9 protein-coding genes and 1 pseudogene are annotated in these 18,269 nt (G+C 47.0%); 8 read left to right on the top strand and 2 right to left on the bottom strand.

Going from position 1 to position 18,269, the window contains the following annotated elements:
* Positions 1-147: 147 nt before the first annotated feature.
* The 6 genes and pseudogenes from E5K03_RS12165 to E5K03_RS12190 form a co-directional block, all read left to right on the top strand.
* On the top strand, positions 148-3,684 hold the full coding sequence (locus tag E5K03_RS12165; protein ID WP_138007106.1) for a hypothetical protein: 3,537 nt from the start codon (positions 148-150) through the stop codon (positions 3,682-3,684).
* The gene (locus E5K03_RS12170) at positions 3,684-7,319 is read left to right on the top strand and encodes a UvrD-helicase domain-containing protein (protein WP_138007107.1); all 3,636 of its coding nucleotides are present in this window, start codon (positions 3,684-3,686) and stop codon (positions 7,317-7,319) included. The genes E5K03_RS12165 and E5K03_RS12170 overlap by 1 nt, the downstream gene beginning before the upstream one ends.
* A gap of 89 nt (positions 7,320-7,408) precedes the next feature.
* Positions 7,409-10,477 (top strand): hypothetical protein, encoded by a 3,069-nt coding sequence (locus tag E5K03_RS12175; RefSeq protein WP_138007108.1) that lies wholly within the window; start codon positions 7,409-7,411, stop codon positions 10,475-10,477.
* Positions 10,470-11,843 carry a hypothetical protein gene (locus E5K03_RS12180; protein ID WP_138007109.1) on the top strand — a complete coding sequence of 458 codons (1,374 nt, stop codon included), beginning with the start codon at positions 10,470-10,472 and terminating at the stop codon, positions 11,841-11,843. Before E5K03_RS12175 ends, E5K03_RS12180 begins: the two co-directional genes overlap by 8 nt.
* Positions 11,836-12,525 carry a hypothetical protein gene (locus E5K03_RS12185; protein WP_138007110.1) on the top strand — a complete coding sequence of 230 codons (690 nt, stop codon included), beginning with the start codon at positions 11,836-11,838 and terminating at the stop codon, positions 12,523-12,525. The genes E5K03_RS12180 and E5K03_RS12185 overlap by 8 nt, the downstream gene beginning before the upstream one ends.
* 50 nt (positions 12,526-12,575) lie before the next feature.
* Positions 12,576-13,012, top strand: a pseudogene (locus E5K03_RS12190) (ISH3 family transposase); the annotation flags it as partial.
* Between the two features lie 163 nt (positions 13,013-13,175).
* On the opposite strand, the gene E5K03_RS12195 reads toward E5K03_RS12190, so the two are convergent.
* Positions 13,176-14,195, bottom strand: coding sequence for a transcription initiation factor IIB family protein (locus tag E5K03_RS12195; RefSeq protein WP_138007111.1), 1,020 nt, complete (start codon positions 14,193-14,195; stop codon positions 13,176-13,178).
* Positions 14,196-14,647: 452 nt separating this feature from the next.
* Here E5K03_RS12195 and E5K03_RS12200 point away from each other — a divergent pair, with 452 nt between their 5' ends.
* Positions 14,648-15,187: a hypothetical protein gene (locus E5K03_RS12200; protein WP_240730018.1), complete on the top strand. Its 540-nt coding sequence runs from the start codon at positions 14,648-14,650 to the stop codon at positions 15,185-15,187.
* Between the two features lie 322 nt (positions 15,188-15,509).
* Here E5K03_RS12200 and E5K03_RS17595 read toward each other — a convergent pair whose 3' ends face one another.
* Positions 15,510-16,109, bottom strand: coding sequence for a helix-turn-helix domain-containing protein (locus tag E5K03_RS17595; RefSeq protein WP_240730019.1), 600 nt, complete (start codon positions 16,107-16,109; stop codon positions 15,510-15,512).
* 456 nt (positions 16,110-16,565) lie between these two features.
* Here E5K03_RS17595 and E5K03_RS12215 point away from each other — a divergent pair, with 456 nt between their 5' ends.
* Positions 16,566-17,186, top strand: coding sequence for a vWA domain-containing protein (locus E5K03_RS12215; protein WP_138007112.1), 621 nt, complete (start codon positions 16,566-16,568; stop codon positions 17,184-17,186).
* The last annotated feature ends 1,083 nt before the right edge of the window (positions 17,187-18,269 follow it).

Consider the following 18,269-nt stretch of genomic DNA (forward strand, 5'->3'; position numbering starts at 1 on the left):
TCCACGACTCCCCAGTGACACAGTTAGTTCTGCATTAGAGAACGGTCTATGAGACTGCTACGAAATCGTCTCGACATAGAACTGCTATCCAACTACATTCTTCTAACTCGGATAAGGATTAAGTGGCGCTCAGTAGACTGTTTGGTTATGTCGTTGCGACTAAGGGCTGATTCTTTCGCTGAATTTCTAAGAGATCAGTCTGACGTGACCACTCAAATACCAAAGGCCACTCCTGAAGGGATGTGTATCCTCTCTGGACAGATTTTGCGACGAAATCTCAAGGAGTATCTAAACCGTAAGGATATTCCTACCAGTCCACTTGCTCACTTTACAACAATCGAAGAGCTTGCTAGCGATTTGCTAGAGCCGACATCAAAACCTAGTGGCATATTAGAAGAGGGCATTCGTGACAGACTTGTCGAAGATCTCCTACATGCTGCAGACCCAGATAATGAAGCACACACTCTTGATGATAGGGACTCAACGGATCGATTACGGATTGATGAACGGGAAGCAATTCGATGGCTCTCTATACAGCTTCCATATGATGAAGATGAACCGAGAGAAAGACTTCTAAATGAGCTCGATGACTATCTTCGCTGGACTGACGCCACAAGAGATACTGCGACAGCAATGTCTGCTATTAGTTCACTTGAAAATAAGTTCGCACAAAAACAGAGTCTCCGTGCGGTAGATGCTTTTCGAGGAATTGTTCGACTGATCGACGGGCGTCTCAACGACTCTCCGCTGGACAGTCAGCAATCACGAAGTCACCTTGTCACGGCTGCTCGAAGCGTAGTTGATCCACAATGGTCAACGCAATTTGATCATATTGATTGGGTAGCCGTGGCGGGAGTCACTGTTTTTGACAGTCCAACACTACGATTTCTCGAAGCTATTGCTGCGGATCCATCAGCTCCCACTGTCCACATATTTGTTAATCAAGGAAGTTTTGAATATAATGCAAATCGAATTCGTCAACTTGAAACTGGCAATATTAGCTCTCATCCCGAAAATTCGGACAGTTTGATGCGATCACAAGCTGCACAGGTCCTATTTGACGCTACACATGGTGATGCAGTCGAAGCTCCTGAAGCAAACTTTATTGAAGCGCCAACAGATCAGCGCGCAGTTGAGCGAGTTGCGAATGATATCCGAGAATTATTGCAAAGAGGAGAGCTACCACGCGATATATTGATTATCGCTCCTAATGCTGGTAGCTACCAATCGTTAGTGCAGAATGCGTTCGAAACACTTGAGATTCCGATTTATGTCGAAACCCGTCAACCTATTTCAGACATTCCGGCATATCGTTGCTTCCGGACTCTTGTTGAGGTGATCGAGTCGGTAGCTAATGGCAAGCTGATGCAATACGGAACGATAGTTGATCCCCTTCGTCTTGGATATTGTGAGCCAGGTGGTTATCAATCTCGATGGCCAATTAAAAGTCGAGAATTTATTAAGATTGAGCAGGAGCTTCATCGAAAACAGCGATATTACAACCAGAAACATGATCGGTATGAGGACCAAGGACTTCTTTTTAGTTCGTGGCGAGACATTGTAGATGAAATTCCCGAATTCACTGCCGATTGGGATGCTGTTACTGTCTATCTCGATACCATCGAGAAGCTGGCCGAAACACCTCCACCAGATGGAAACGCTGTTCAGAGTACGTTTAGTCCGTATCTAGGTACATACGTCCATCAGACGGTTGGGCACCGGCGATCTCTATACGAGGCGCCTGGAGTCAATACGACGCGGACGGCAATAACAGAAACACACGCTACTAGCTTGGCAGAACTTGTCCGAAATAAATTGGATGCAGTTGGCACTCATTACGACCGAATGCAATATTTATTTGATGCTAAGCCAAGTTGGGATGAGGTTAGACGGGCATTCTCAACAGCCCTTGGTAGTGATTCATTTGGAGCAAGCCACATTGATGCTCAAGCCGTGCCGCTTGTGGACGCAGGGAATGCTTTCTTCCGCAATGCTAAGCATCTATTCGTGCTTGGAATGAACGCCGAGGAATTTCCAGGAAAAGCAGACACGCCAACCTTTCTCCATACTGACCTTCGGCAAGAAGTGTACAACAGAGCAAATCAAGGCAAATCACCATACACACATCTCGATAATCGAGCAACGGCATATGGTGAGGCAGTAGATTTCTATCAAGCAACACTTCGAACTGCCGAGTCAGATGCGTCTATCTCACTTGTGCATACTTATCAAGATCAGCAAGGTAACGATATTGCGTGGTCATCATTTGTAGATCTTTTTGATATTGAAAGTGAAGCCGATGCTGCTTCACCGCTCGTAGATCGAGTTGGCGTTGGGGAGTGGCTCCCACAGCCGCGAAATAGTGAAGACAAAATAACAGAATCATGGGATGAAGTTATCCGACGCACCGCCCCTAGAGAGCGACTTCGAATGCTTCTCTATCAGGCGAATAGAGATTACCCAAAAAATGACCCCGCTATTTCTAACGATGAACTTGGGATGTTGGCTTCGGTGATCGACCCAGAATTAATGAATGACGAGATCCAACCGCGTATAAATCGGTATCAGTCTCCACCAACAGAGGTTACAATCGAAGCGAACGAGCCCGCATTTGATACGGTTGAATTTGAGACTATTGCTGGGACACCGTTTCGGCCACACGAATTAGATCTTAATGGGCAGTGTGGACTCAAGTACTACTACTACCAACTTCTATACAATTTCGAAGGAAATGATCCGGAGCGTGATCAAATCCCCACGTATTATAGCCAAGCACCACATTATCGCCTTGGTGAGTTACCTCTCATCATTCGTGAAAACTATGCTGATCCTCGATATGTGGAGAAGTGGCGCCGACTAATAACAGAACTCATCCCGGATCGTCAGAGCGCTAAGTCCGGGTTAGCACAATTTGATTCGATAGAGCAGCTACGTACTTGGTTGATTAGCCAAGATGGATTCGAAGAATATGATCTGAATACCATCTTTAAAAATCTCGTTGCAGAGCGGCAGCTCGTCGAACAGGAACTTGAAAACGGTGTAACGCGCGGATGGAATTGGCGAACTAGAAGTAACGTGAAAATTAATGACTACGAATTAAGTGTGCCACCGTATCGACTCGATACACTAACAGATGGTGGAAGTGACTATGTCGTACCGATATTCTTTACTCGATTTTCAAATCGAGCAAATAGTGCATTAAAGAACTGTCGGTCGGCAATCTGGGAAGCCGATGAAACAACACGCTCTATTTGTCTTGAATGTAGCCACTGTGAATCCTGTGAGTATAATTCAAAATACGTTATCGATCATCGAATGTTAGCCGGTTTCGAGCACGAGACAAAAGCTTTCAACAATAACGTAGCAGGGATTGGGTTACAAGAGCAGTATGCTGGTCTAGATAACGGGGACCGAGTTGTCGCAATGAGACAAGGTATCATCGGCAAGTTCCATCCATTTGAGTCTGAAAATGTGTTTGAGAGTCTGAATGGCCGTGGGTATTCTGAGGTTTGGGATAATAAAGCGGCAGCATGGCGAAAAAATTTCTTAACGCAGGCAAATCAGCTCGATTCGAATACGCCAGTCACTCTTACTGCGAATATGGATCTAGTCAACCGAGATGAGTGTCTGAACTGTATTTATCGAGATCTATGTGCAGTACCAATACGAGGCGGTGAAAATTAATGGAACACTCTGACCTTCTTCGATACCTCTCTCTTGAACTACCAGAGAATTTTGAATTTACATCTGATCAAGGAGATGTCATGTACGCATATCACGAAGGAACGGGTCGTGTTTGTGTCGGCTCCGGAGCCGGAACCGGCAAAACAACGACGCTTACGCGCGTTGTTTCCGAGGCAGTGGTCCGGATGGTGAAGCCTGAGCCAGAAAATATTAATTCAAATCCATTCGATGAGATTTTAGTTACAACATTCACCAGAGATGCTGCTGGACAATTAAAAGGAAAAATAAAGTCTATTCTTCGTGACCATCAAGCGCACAGTAATACCGAATTTGACCCAGCCCTATGGCGATGGATCGAAACAGAGAGCCATATCAGTACAATTGATTCTTTCGTTGGAGATCTACTTCGTGAGATCGCTACAGAAGTAAAGGTTTCACCTGGATTTGAGATTCGAGACGATCTTGAGACACAGGAACTACTACAAACGGTAATTCGTGATTTACGTGATGATCCCGAATACGAGGATTCTATTGAATTTCTTGAGCGAGAATTGGACGGAAATGAGGACCCTTCCACCCGGCAATTTATATACGAAATACATCAGAAATTAAGAGAGTTTTGTTATGAGTTCCCAGATCCGAACGAGTCAAAAAGCTCAACTTTATTCAGCGATCAAATTCGTGATCAACTTCATCAAGGTTTTGAACCGCCTTTTGATGCGACGGATATTCGTGCAATCGCTGCAGGGGTAACTGGTGAACCACCACGAAGCCACGCCGTGCCATCAGACACCACCATTGAAAACATCGAAGCTGACTATCGTCATAGCTTAACATTTGCCGAGGCAGTAGAGACAGTTTTGGATGGATTTAATGAAATATATGACCGCACTACACGGGCGACTGGTGCACTCTCATATCAAGATGTTACTTATATTGTCTGGTCATATCTGACAAGCGCTGAAGGATCAGAACTCGTACAGAGTCTCCAACAGCGATTTTCACATTTATTTATAGATGAGTTTCAGGATACAAGCTTTGCTCAGTGTCAGATCCTACAGAAGCTCATCACCAATGATAATGAACCAACACAAGTCCTCGTAATAGGAGATATTAAACAATCAATCTACAGTTGGCGATCCGCTGATCCTGCGATCTTCGCACATATCCTAGATCATGCTGGCGGCGATCAAGCCAACCCAGATGAATATCTTGGAGTGACAAACTGGGAACGAACTGAACTGGTGACAAACTTCCGAAGTCATCCACACCTAATCCGCGCAGGTAATCACCTTTTTAACAGGATATTTTCAGATGCAGGTCGTGGTGCGATTGGCACATTCCCCATTGAGCATGGTCCACTAATCCCGATGCGTGAGGAAACAGCGCTAGATGAACCCCATTTGCATGTGGTTCCGTTGGGCGATTGTAACGCTGATGGATGGCGCAAACGTGACCCACAAAAGACCGCGGCATCGATACGAGGGATGGTTGATGACGAAACTGCTACAGTCGGGGATGGAGATGATGAGCGACCGGTTCAAGCTGGGGACGTGACGATCCTCTTTCGTCGTGGAAAGCGAATAGGAGAGTTTCGTGAAGCACTTGATGAGTATGGCCTCTCAAGTGCTGTTGTCGCCGAACGGGGACTATTCAAAACTGAAGAGGTGAGATTTGTAATTAATGTACTTGACTGGTTCGCCAACCCTCATTCGAAAGATTCGCTTCTACGGATCCTTCGCTCACCAGTTACCGCACTATCTGATCGTACGCTACGATATTTGGCCAGTAAAAATCTGAATATCGGGTGGGCACTAGATGACTGGCCAGATGCTCGTCTCCCGAATAGTGATAAAACGCGCCTCGATAATCTTGTATCCTTGCGGAGTGATCTCCGGTGGGATCGTGAAGGTCCTAAGGCCGAGTTAGTACAAAAAATCATTCAGCACACTGCGATTGAAGCAATTCTCCTTGCTGGCGACAGCGCTATGCAGCGGTACGGAAATCTCTGGATGCTTGTTGAGGTGACACGAGACTGGGAAGAAGATGAAATTATCCCTTACCGCGAGTTCGTAGACAGACTCCATCGATATGAAGAGATGGCACAGGGAGGTAATGGATCGTTCGAACTCGCTCAGACAGCAGACGCAAGCGACACAGCGACAGTAAAACTTCGAACAGTTCATAGTTCAAAAGGACTCGAATTTGATGTTGTTGTGTTAGCGGACCTTCCTGCGACACCAGGGATACCACCAGAGTTCATGAATCGTGTTGAGTATCGTGATCCAGACAGCCGTGAGCCCATCGTGGCGCTTCGCCCGCGACCGGCTGGTGAGCCTACTAGATATGACTCTGGCCCAGGTTCGATGTGGATCCGAACTGATGATTCCTCAACATTGTGGATTACGGATGCCCGGGAGAATACTACTGGAAATGCAAAGTGGGAGCATCCTTATAATCCGGCATGGAGAGAGCAAGTTGCAGAATTCTGGCGTCTCTTATACGTCGCATTTACCCGGGCCAGTGATCATATCGTGTTTTCACTCCCTGATTCGATCCACCATTTCTACAGGTGGAAGAGCTGGGCCACGGTGCTGAATGAAGTCTTCCAGCCAGGAGATCAGTGGCCCACCTGGGATGACGGTACGAAATCCTTCGAATTTGCCATTGATCCCTCAGCCCAGCACGCTAACGACGAAGGCCGTCATGACGTGATTCCGTTTGGGGTAGGATCCTTATCAGAGGGACAAAAGTTCACACCCGATCCACTCAAAATCCCCGATGTTACTACCGGGGACCGTCCCACCGTGGACCATTCATACCAACCTATTATACCATCTTTTACTCCACGTGAATTGAAGCCATCGTCACTATACGACCTATCTGCATGTCCTCGAAGATTTCAGTATCGAGCGCTACAAGGGATAAGTGAGGCTCGGGGTGAGTCACCACCAGGAACAAATGCTCCATCGAATATTTCTGCGAGCCAGTGGGGATCGCTGGTTCATAATGCATTTGAAAAATTTCATAAAGACGTACGAGATGGAGCAGTCGGTACTAATAGTAGTCGTTTGCAAGAGTATCTTGAAGAATTAAAAGAAGGTACATTGGAGATACAGGAACTTGCCGAAGAGTACCAAGAGACCGAAACATGGAATGAGATTATCCAAGCAGATACTATACTTCCTGAATATGAACTCTCTGCAATGCACCCTTCAGAGCCTCGCATTCATTTATCCGGGTTCGTAGATTTATTATACAGTATTGATGGTAAATGGGTAATTATCGACTTGAAGACCGGTGATGTTCCAAGTGAGGATTCCTATTTGGCCGATCAATATGAAACACAGCTTGCGACATACGCATGGTTGCTAAACGCGGAGTACGATATCGAGGTGACTACATCCCGCTTAATTTACGTTCAAACCGGTCAAGAACACGAACATAAGATTAATTGGGAAAAATTCGAGGAATATCTTAGTGCTCTCCCGGGAACACTAACTATCGAATCTGGGGAAGGATTACCAACGGACCCACAACCAAATCCGTCAACGAATCAAGTTGAATCAATATCGTTGGAAAGTCGCTGTGGGAGTTGTCCCTACACGGATATTTGTCCGGCATGGTCTGAGTAATATATATCTAAAATAGTATTCAATAAATTGTAACCATGGTGGTTAATAACAGTCAAGATTAAAGATGGGTGCCCGAATAAGATTGATTCATGGATACTCGGAAGGCTCAACTGGGCCGTAAATGGCAGGCACACACTGACCATCATGGACGTGAACTGGCTCGTGCTGAGGAGAGCTTTGATGCGTTCAAAAGAGGAGAAACGGTCGACCCTCTAGCAATCGTTGGAGCCTTTCGTTCAGGAAAGACGCAGCTCATATACCATTTATTTGATCGATCATGGAATCAGAATATTCCCGCATTCTACATTGGCGATCCGGGTGCAATGCTTGAAGAATTTGAACAGGATGATATTCAACAATTAGATCATTGGATAGAACATAGAATCGACGAACAATTAGACGCCTACGCAGAGGGAGATGCTGATGGTATTGATTGGTTCCCGAACATAGATTCAGCATCAAAACAGGAGTTCGTTGATTCACGGCCAGAGTTTGACAGTAGCTCAGAAGTTGAACAGACAGCGCTTTTCTTTGATGAGGTTGAGCAATCGTATCGGGCATTTATGCGGGTGATGGGTCAAGATGATGACAATCCACTCCGGAAAATCAACGACAGTCTCCAAGATAGTATTAAGATCTGGAGCTTCGGGATGATATCTGCCTTTGAGTTCATCGGCGAAGCAGACTGGGGACGGATGAAAGAAATTCGTATTCCCCCACTATCTGTCGAACAAGTCCGGTATATGCTTGCCGACAAACGTCCGGAAGCTACTTTCTTGGCTAATACAATCTGGTGGTTAGCTCGTGGACGTACTGGTCTAATCATTAAGCTCGTTGATGAACTTCCAAGCAATATTGAGACGAAGCCAGAGGAGTGGCTCCGAGAACGTGCAGAGGCTAATTTCAAAGATACACGCCTCATCAATAGCATCTGGACATCACTTGATCGCAAAGAATGGGACAAAGCATTATCTGCGCTATTGTTCAATAGAGAGGCTCTAGATACGTGGGTAGAACAAGATGATGCAGCGCTAACATGGAAACAATGTCAGGAAGCTACGATCAATATCGTTCAAAATCAAGGAGACTTCTCAGGGACAGACGCTTGGAGTGATGCAATCACTCTGTTAGATCGTAACGTGGCGCGTGTATTTCAGGGGCTGGCAGTCGGAGACAGTGGATATTTCCCTCGATATGGACTAGCTGACGAAGTAGAAGCTGATGCACTACTTGATTTAATCAGCAACATGATCGTCTCCTTCGAACCTAGTAGTCCTGAACGAAGCGTCGCACTCGAAACAACTGACAATCTCAAGGGAGAGTTTCAAACGGAGTGGCTAAAAGAAATATCAAACTTGGAAACAATAGAGGAATCGATTACGACACCGAAACCAAGTAAGATCCGTGACGCCTTCCCACCGATTGCTGTTAATCCAGATAGAGTATGCAACCGGTCCGAAACCCATCTCCGGGAATCGATGGAGCGTGGTTTAGAGCTCTCTTTTGGGTCCGATCACAAGGATCGAGCTACAATTCGGTTCTGTCCAACGAAACAGACAGTTTCTACTGAATTAAAAACAGTAACTAACAACCCAGATCTCACAAGTCCGACTTTATTGGTTCTTCCAGAAGAGATGGATGTAGAAACTTCATCAGAGATTGAAACGTATCTGAATCATTCATTGCTCACAATCGAGCGTCATCAATCAAGCCGATTTTGGGCGTTTGTTCTCAACCTCTACGGGCGGTTAGAACAAACTGGACACTTTGAACCATATTATATTGATGAAAAGACAAAACAAGATCTAGTAAGTGATATTGAAGAACGAGAAGTACGCAATACAATAGAGACACTCTACGATCAGCTAAATCAAGTGGCTATTGATACCATAGACCCATTCATTGAGACCTACTACGATCAATACAGTCTTAGTAACAGTAACACGCTCATTTGGGAAGAATCCCGACTCAGTAGCGCTTCCCCTTTCTGGACAAATGGCCGTATCGCTGAACCGACAGTTGCACTTTCGTACTTGCTTGTCATCGGTCCGGAATATGAAACTCAGCGGCAATATTCAGAGCTTCACAATTACATTGAGCAAGGGATGGCTCAAAAGCTGGTATCAGGAGGCCAAACTGGGTTCGGTTATAAAGAGTACTACGATGACCTCTTTGCTCAGAGTGGATACAGCCAGCGAGTAACTGAAGAGAGACATCATTACGTGCCAGGGGGCAAGCTTGACCCAGGAATGCGCCGACTTGAGGACGCACTAACTTCGCTTGCCGGTCATGTTGATTTAAATCGATTGATTAAATCCCTTAATAACCCAGACAAAGATGCAAAGAATGGAGAAATACCGGTAATCGGCGTAAATAATCTCCCTGAACAGGCGTATCCATTACTCCGTGCGATACTAATACGAGGATTGGTGACTGGGTCATCGCCCAAGATCGACGTAGTGCAAAATCTCACCAAGGTAGTCGATGATCTTGAGGACAATCTCACAACGATTGACGGTTATCTCGAAAGTATCGAAGCAAAAGCTAACCAGCTAGAATCGCCAGATGCAGTCACCGTTGGGGAATGGATCACCGTAACAACGGATCGACTTGACCAGTATAAAAACAACCTCTCAAGAATTGTTACGGCAACGGAAGATCTTATTAAACGTTGTGAGGTTGGTTCAGGAAGTGAGCCTATCGGGTATCATTACTGGTTTTTCCTCAACATGTACAGGTCAAATATACAGGACAACATAGACGACTTCAAATCAGATATTGATGCAACCTCAATTGAGCACATAAACGATGCTCGCAACCTATTTTCTGAAGCCTACAAACAGGTGGAAAATTCAGAATCGGTCCCGCTTCACTTTGGATCGAGAGAGGTCCTTCTTGCAGAACTAGAAGAATTTGGTGACGAAATATTCGATCTAAAGTCTACAATTGCAGCGCCGTCTCTAAGCCTTCCGGAAGATAGAGAAGACCTCCACCTCCTCAACGATCATGCCAAAGGCTATATCGAAGAATTACAGCAACTAAACGACGATCTTGAGACGATTGAGCAACAGTCTGAAGCAGTACGTGAAGCACTAGACGAAACGAAAGCAGAGTTGCGGGAACTACTGACGAGAAAGGAGATGAATATCAATGAGTAAGCAATCTGTACCAAACGTTATCCAATCCATACATGAAGTTGCAACATCCCTTGAGCGTCAAACAGAGAGTTTGGAAACCTTCAGAAAAGAGGTCGAGTCGATCGCAAAGCAAGTAGATCGAATGGATAAACGGGAACGTGACGCGTTCTATTCGAATGCAGAGTCGCTACGGGAACAGCTTGAGAATATAAATACCGTTGAGAACATACTTGGATTCGACAGCAAAATCGAAGAGTTAGTCCGTTCACCGCTTCGGGAAGCCGCACTTTCCGAATTGGATGAATTTTTAGATATCATTGAACCACAACTCTCCGGCGAAACGCGTACTGATGTCCGAAATAAAATAGGGGGAAGTATCCCTGAAGATCTGGTTGAGATCAGTGATTCTTATGAAGAGCTGACACCACGAGTTGACACTCTACCATTGTTTGTTCAAGACGGTATTAAAGAGATCATCGAAAGTCGAGCATCGATCCTAATAGACCCAGCGGATAGTCTCACCCCAGTTGTCGATAAGCTTGAGCGACGGAAGAACGCACTTCAAGAGTTCGATAGCGAGCTTTCGAAAGCAGGGAACTGGACTCCTGAAGGAGACCTTACTGAAGAACAGCGTTTTTATACAGATCCCAACAGTATATTAGAGACTGATCAAGTATCGAAAACTATCACCGAGATTGATAAAATAATATCTGATCTTGATGAGATTGGCCTCAATATTAGTGGCTTGGTCCGGGAAGAACTTGAACGAGAACTTGAAGAGGTCGAACCAAACACCTTATTAGATCCATTTAATAGTGCTAAAGACGAACTTGTTTTACTACGAGACTCATATCAGAATGTCGTAACCTATGTCTCAGGCTTGGAGGAATTTGGGACCGATCAAGGACTGTATGAGGTCAGAATTGACAGCCTCATCGCTGATTACCGGCAACTATCGATTCGGACGTATAATTCGGTGATGGCTATCAGAAAACGCTGCCAGTCGGTTGAAGAAAACATAACAGAGTTCATTACCGACTGTGTAGAGCAGCTCAACGTTCAACGTAAGATGGTTGCAGATATACAAAAGGATTTGAGTGATATTTCCTCTCCCAATGTTGAGATTGTGGACGAGGAAACAGAGCAAGTTACGCAACAAATAGTCCAAGATGATCTGATAAGCGCGCTCAATGCTATCCTTACGTACGAGGAATGGCTTGAGAATGCGTTCTCTGAGCTGGACAGTTCGTTTGACACAGAGGATGTAATCGAGATATGGCAACAACTGTATGAAGGAGAATCAGTTGCTTTGACAGAGGATAATAAAGACGCCATCTTAGCCCTTGCTGACTGGTTTTCAATTCGGGTGACCTTGGCCAGTGGGTAGCTTAGTCGAAGAAGTACAACGGATTCTGGGCAATACGTCTATCATAACCACTGAAGAACGGCGGGCTTTTGGGACTCGGCGTGGCGTACCAGATGCGGTTGTTTGGTTATCCCCAAACCATCCAGCATTTCCCGATCGAATTCTGCCAGTCTTGATCGAACTGGAGAGTACTTTTGGAGCGGCTGCTGATGATTTCAAAAAATTTGCTCATCGATATAGCGACAACACGTACCAATACCACATCCAGTGGCCAGCGGCTGCTGAGAACCTAGACCCGTTTTGTCGAACCAGTGAGTACGATATTGCAGGGATTCCGGCACGACGACTGGGGAAAGGGTCCGCAGTAAAAGAGCGTGAGATGTATTCGATTATTGTGGATTGGTTCGATCAATACAGTCCAACATTTGAACACACTGTTTATCAAAGACAGTACGATGATACAACGGTTCTAAACTGGGAATTATCATTTCGAATGTTTGGCCACAGATTTCAATCAATCGTGCCTTTTTTCATCGACATCGGACATGATTTGGAAATGGTAATAGAACAGTACATACCACCGCCAGTCGTTCCGAGCGTCGTGATCATTAACGATGAATATGGGTATAGAGATACCACTACATCCTACCACGATACGATGATTGAATTTCCGCCAATCAGGTCAATCCGATTCAATAACTAATTTCAGTACCTCACAAAGCCGGTTAGTTAGAACGTCTGCTTGCTGAAGATGTGTCCAAGCACCAGCAGCAAGCAAATCGTGAAATTCACGAAGACCAGGTTCTTAACTTTCTCGTCAACCGGCTTGACGAGAAAGTTTCTCTGAACCTCGCTAACAACGCTGAAATCGATGCAGAGGACATCTACGAGGTCCTTGTCGGCGCAACCGCCGACGGGACCTCGATCTCGACACTGTGTAACTCCAGCGAAGACTCGCCGTCCGCGAACACGATCCTATACCATCTCCGGACGAAGTTCGAGCCGTTCCGGCTCGAACGAGTCGCTAACACGCTCATTCGACGAGATATCGTCGAACTGCTTACTGAGCAGGTGGAGGTCTGGCAGACCTCCACCTGCGGCCTTACTACGGTGATGAAGACGACACGGAGAACCTCTATCACTCGGAAGCCAAGCGTGGAACCACTGCGTTCCACGCCTACGCGACGCTATAGGCGCGTGTAAAGAACGAACCGTTGCCGCCAATTTTGGTTTCCATCTTATCCACAGCGACTTGTTGAAGAGCCCGAGAGTCTGGCTCGAAGGAGTGGTTAAACCGATGAAAACGAGGTCTATTCTTATCGTATGACCGGTCAACAAACTATAATATGATAGTTACTCTGTACGGGTTGCTCGGAACTCGGCTAACTCGACCTGGTTGATAACCGATCGAAGATCCAAGGCGCGAGACTTAATCGCGTCTGAATCTTCATCAGTGTGTTGTGAAAGTGCTCTGAGCTTGACATCCCCATTGGTTAGCTGAGATGCGCGGTGCAGTGCAGCTAATCCCCACAGCGTTGCGTCAGCGTCAACAGTATACTGCTCGCTGCGTGCTTTCTGGATGAGGAGTTCCGCAAGCTCCTGCGTTGAAGTGGCAACCCCACTAGCGTCTGCAATATGATTAATTACGCCAATTGGGTTCGACGGGAGTTGATCTACCTCTCGCAGCTCTGCTCGCTGCTCTTGATAACGGTTCCTAATCGTAACTTCTGAAACGTTGGCAACCTTACTCACACTTCGTTGCGTTCGTGTTTCACCAGCATCAAGACAAGCGTTATATACGGCTGCTGCAGCCCAGCCTGACGGGCTTTTCCCACTAGAAAGCCCTGATTCTTCAGTAATTTCAATGATTTCGCGTGCACGCTCGTTGACCACGTTACTCACCCCGAGCGCATCACAATATCGATCGACGTACTGTTCGCTGCCAAAGAACGCAGACGGGTCGAGGCCAACAGTGCTGGCGATATCTTTCGATCTGCGAAGTAGTGATTTTCGAGTTACAACTGTATCGTCAGCAGCTACAAAATCAGTTGGATCCAACGGGACTTCTGTGACTTTGACTGCACAATATAAACATGAGGCAGCGATCATTTCCAATGCAGTCCCAATAAGATCGCCACGCCGGTCACGATACTGATCTCGCAACGACTTCGCAAGCTCGACCGTCGCCGGAGGGATATCAAGATCGGTCGCTAAGTGGTTGATCCGGTTATCAACGATTGTTGTTTGCTGCTCGGCGGACACTGATTGTCCGAAAGTAATGTTCTGTTCGATCTCTGCTGAAGATGCAGAATCAACATCATTGAGAACGTCTGAGAGAATATCATCAATATCTTCAATGAACTCATCACTCATATCTGGTATATAATCAGATGAGATTTATTAATGTTAGTGACTTATTCACATATTATAATATCTATTTGTTCGAACGATCTAATTTGTTGAAACAGCAGGATTAGAATAGAGGGTGTCATAGAACTGTTCTCACACCTACGAACAGCATAAATCGATTCGTTAGATACAGACTGGAAATATATCGATCGAGTTGGCTTCGATCATGCAGCGAGCAGAATTATCCGCCTATCGGTGACAACGCCATTTGATATCTGCGTTTACAGCCTTTGGGTTATAACTCAGCTCGGTGAACGTCCAGAAACTGGCGTCAGACACCCGTCTCATACTGTTCTGCCCGTGTATCTGGTCTATCCTGTAGCCTATGCTGCCCCAGATCGGGAGATGGACAGCGAGATGCAGTCCAGGCGGCGGAACAAAGTAGTTTCAAGTACAAGTTACGAGTGCAGAGCGTCATGGTAGCCAGGCTGGACCGAGTGGTGCGGCTGTACGGTCGATACGGACCGACACGGTTGCCGCTCGGGGACCGACAGGACGTCGGGGCCGGCTACAGTATGGCCGCCGGTGTCCTCGCCGGTGGCATCGTGTTTGCTCCGGTGAGTACGCTGGTTTCGGGTACGGTGGGTTCCGCAGGGGTGATTCTGTCTGCGACCCCGGTGTACCTCGCCACGGGATTCGTGGTCGCGGCGCTCACGTGGCGTTCCCTGCCGTCAAGTGTCCCATACTACAGTGCCGTCGCAGCGTTGGTCACGGTCGCCGGGAACTACCTTGCCGGAACTGCCCTGTGGTTGCTACTGGCTCCGGTGTACGGCTACGAGTTTTTGAACCCATACGGGGGAGTTGACCCGCCGACCTCGCTTACCGAGTTCCTCGGAGCGTTCTTTGAGCTGTACCCCGATACCATCTTGGTAGTGGTAGTGTGGACGATCTGGATAGCCGTCCCACTCAGCCTAGTTTTCAGCTACGTCTACGAGCGCAGTCGTAGCGGAGAATAGCCGATACATTCGCACGCTCATTCTAACGGCTGATTCGCCAAATCACGGGTGCAAACAACATCTTGTGAATCGTTCTATGACGCCCTCACTCTAAGCAAAAACATACCAGTCTTGCAATCATTGAGTGAACCGTTGTCTGGCTCTTAACAGAAACACTTCCGTCTGTACTCACTGAGAATTGGGTCTGCCTCATCCGGAATATCGAGACGAACGTGGGGCCATCTTGGAATCGCTTTATTATCGGATGAGATAGCAATGATAGGCATTTCCCTTGGGTATAGATAAGATGCTTCTCATCCGAATTCAGTAACGCATGTAGGTCTTAAAGGCCCGCTCCGCAATGTGGACAGTAGCTCGGGTTCGGGTAAGAACTGAGTTCCGAGTAACACTCAGGACAGTGTTCTTTTTCTCCGCTATACTCCTCACTGGCTGACTGGGGCCGATCCGATGATAATCGGATACTATCGAACTCCGCCTCAATTTTTTCAAGAAAACTACTCTCAGTGGTTTCGGACATCGGCGACCCAGTGTCTGGCGAAGCAGCAACCGGATCAAGCTGACTGAATAACGACCGAAGGGTTGAACTTTTTGGGTTAATATCTTGTCCCTCAATCCGAGAAATTAACGGCTGTGAAACACCGGCAGCATCCGCCAATTCTCGCTGTGTATACCCTTTCCGCCTTCGGGCATCCTTCAGGGCAGACGGCATTGAGATCTTCACTTCTTCTTGACCCATCTCCGATGCTGAGTCATTAAGTACTGAAACAATACTGTAGAGTGTGTCGATAGTCGGATCAACATCACCAGACTCGATACGTGCAATGAGCGGTTGCGACACTCCTGCCTTCTCTGCCAATTCAGACTGTGTCAACTCGTTATTGTTTCTCGCTGCTCTAATGTCCTCTCCTGTCGGGATTTGCATATCTCTATTTGAGAAGTCATTATAATAAATAAACGGTCAGCACATCGCGCGGAATTGAGTATCAATATAGCATAGTTACATCATGCTGCTCAAAACCGTTGCTCAAATCGCGTCGCTGATTAGCATCGAAATTCAGGGGATCAATAGAGAAACGATAGTTGGAAATTACACCGCCGAACTCATGAGGACGGAATTCGCAACGCTCGGTCCGGTCGTAATCGAAAACCAATTGCGACCGACTGTACATAGCCACGTGACCACGTCATTAGCACATGCGGTCAGTCCTAACGCCTATCTCGTCGTGTGAGCCAATGAAGATTTTCGAAATGAGTATTGATTCGTTTTTGATTGGTTGAACAACGCGGCTCTCCCGGACCTAGAACGAAAGACTCCAACGGAAATTACAAGACATCGATCGGCGACAGGTATATATGACCTACCAGTGCTCCGTAGTGTATGGACGCTCACATTACGTTTGTGTTGGACTCTTCAGGGTCGATGCACTCGATCGCCGACGACACGATCGGCGGGTTTAACGCGTTCCTTGACGAGCAACGTGCCGAAGACGGGGCCGCAACAGTGTCGTTGTTCGATTTCGACGACCGTGTCTCACAGGTTTACCGCGGCATGGACCTCCGCGAAGCCGAAAACCTTACCAGAGCCACGTACACGCCCGGCGGGCAAACGGCGTTACACGACGCGATGCTGCAAGCCATCACCGACACTGAACAGTTACTCGCCGAGCGAGACGCCACCCCCGAAACCGTCGTCATCGTCGTTTTAACCGACGGACAAGAAAACGCCTCACAAACCCCGATCAAGCCTCTTCGTGAGCAAATTAAAGCCAAGCAAACCGGCGGGTGGGAGTTCCTGTTCATCGGCGCAAATCAAGACGCCGTGCTCGCCGCTAGCGAATTCGGCGTCACCCGAGACCGTGCACTCACCATGGACCACTCCGGCGACGGAGCCAAATCAGCTATCGAATCCACGTCACGCATCATCAACGAAATCCGGAACGACGGTTTCTCCGACGGATATCAAGACGCCGACCGCGATCGCCAACGCGACGCGAGCTGACCTCATACGCGTCAACTGAGCCACTATCGACGAGTGTTGGAGAATCCGGGGCGGGTATTACTCCAAACTCCAAAATTTCTCTCTGATGAGTTTTTCACGACGCTTTACGAACTCAGGAAAGTTCTTGATTCAGTATTACCGTTCTGTAGTCGGAAACAAGTGGCGGTCGTAGTACTTGTCGGACCGTGTCGTGATCCAATCCTCGCAGGTTATTTCGCTCGATTCTGAATTAGTTCGTTATTTTCACCACCACAGATTACTAAAGGGCGTTAACTGTCCCTCGTGGGAATATATAAATTTTCAATTCACGTACTAAATCGGGATACACCGAGTAGAAATGCATATTTAATAGTATCTAGGTGTTCATTCTTTAGTTGCAGCTCGAAGCCCTTGTGAGTTAATCTCAGAAGGGCCGCGTGTAGGAGCACGCGACCGGGCTGTTCACAATCAGGCAAACAGCAATGACAATTACCAACCCGAACCGAGAAAAGTCTCTCGGCACGCTTTCGCCAGTCGATGTCCCGATTCATCAACTGCCAGTCGTCGAACTAACTCTTGAGCACATCTGTCGCTCTAGTGAGTTAGCCCTCGATCGGAATGACTCATATAGAAGGATCGATGGGGGTACCGTATTTGGCGATAATGACGCACTGACAAGTCATCAAACCGGAATTTTAGGAGAGATGGCTGTCGCCGAACTCTATGCGACAGACATAGACACTGAAACGCATGAATTCGGCGATGGGGGAATTGACTTAGATCTGTGGGGTGCTTCCGCCGATGTCAAAGCGACGACGACGAACAAAATGCAATACCCCCAACTACTCATATGTGATGATAACCCACTCTCTGCAGACTTGTACTTCGTAGCTCATATCATTAATTGGGGCCCGAGCAGCGCGCAGGTCCGAATTCTTGGATACGCGACACAGAGACAGGTCACTGAGAAAACACCGTACAGGCACCCTGGTAGCACAAAGAATTATGGTAGTTGGATAGCAAGACCAAGATATACCGCTCAGTGATGCCTCTCGTCCTTACCGAAGTTCTCTCCCACCCAGAATTGACTGGAGCTGTTCTGGT

The organism is Halalkalirubrum salinum, assembly GCF_005543295.1.
GTDB lineage: Archaea > Halobacteriota > Halobacteria > Halobacteriales > Haloferacaceae > Halalkalirubrum > Halalkalirubrum salinum.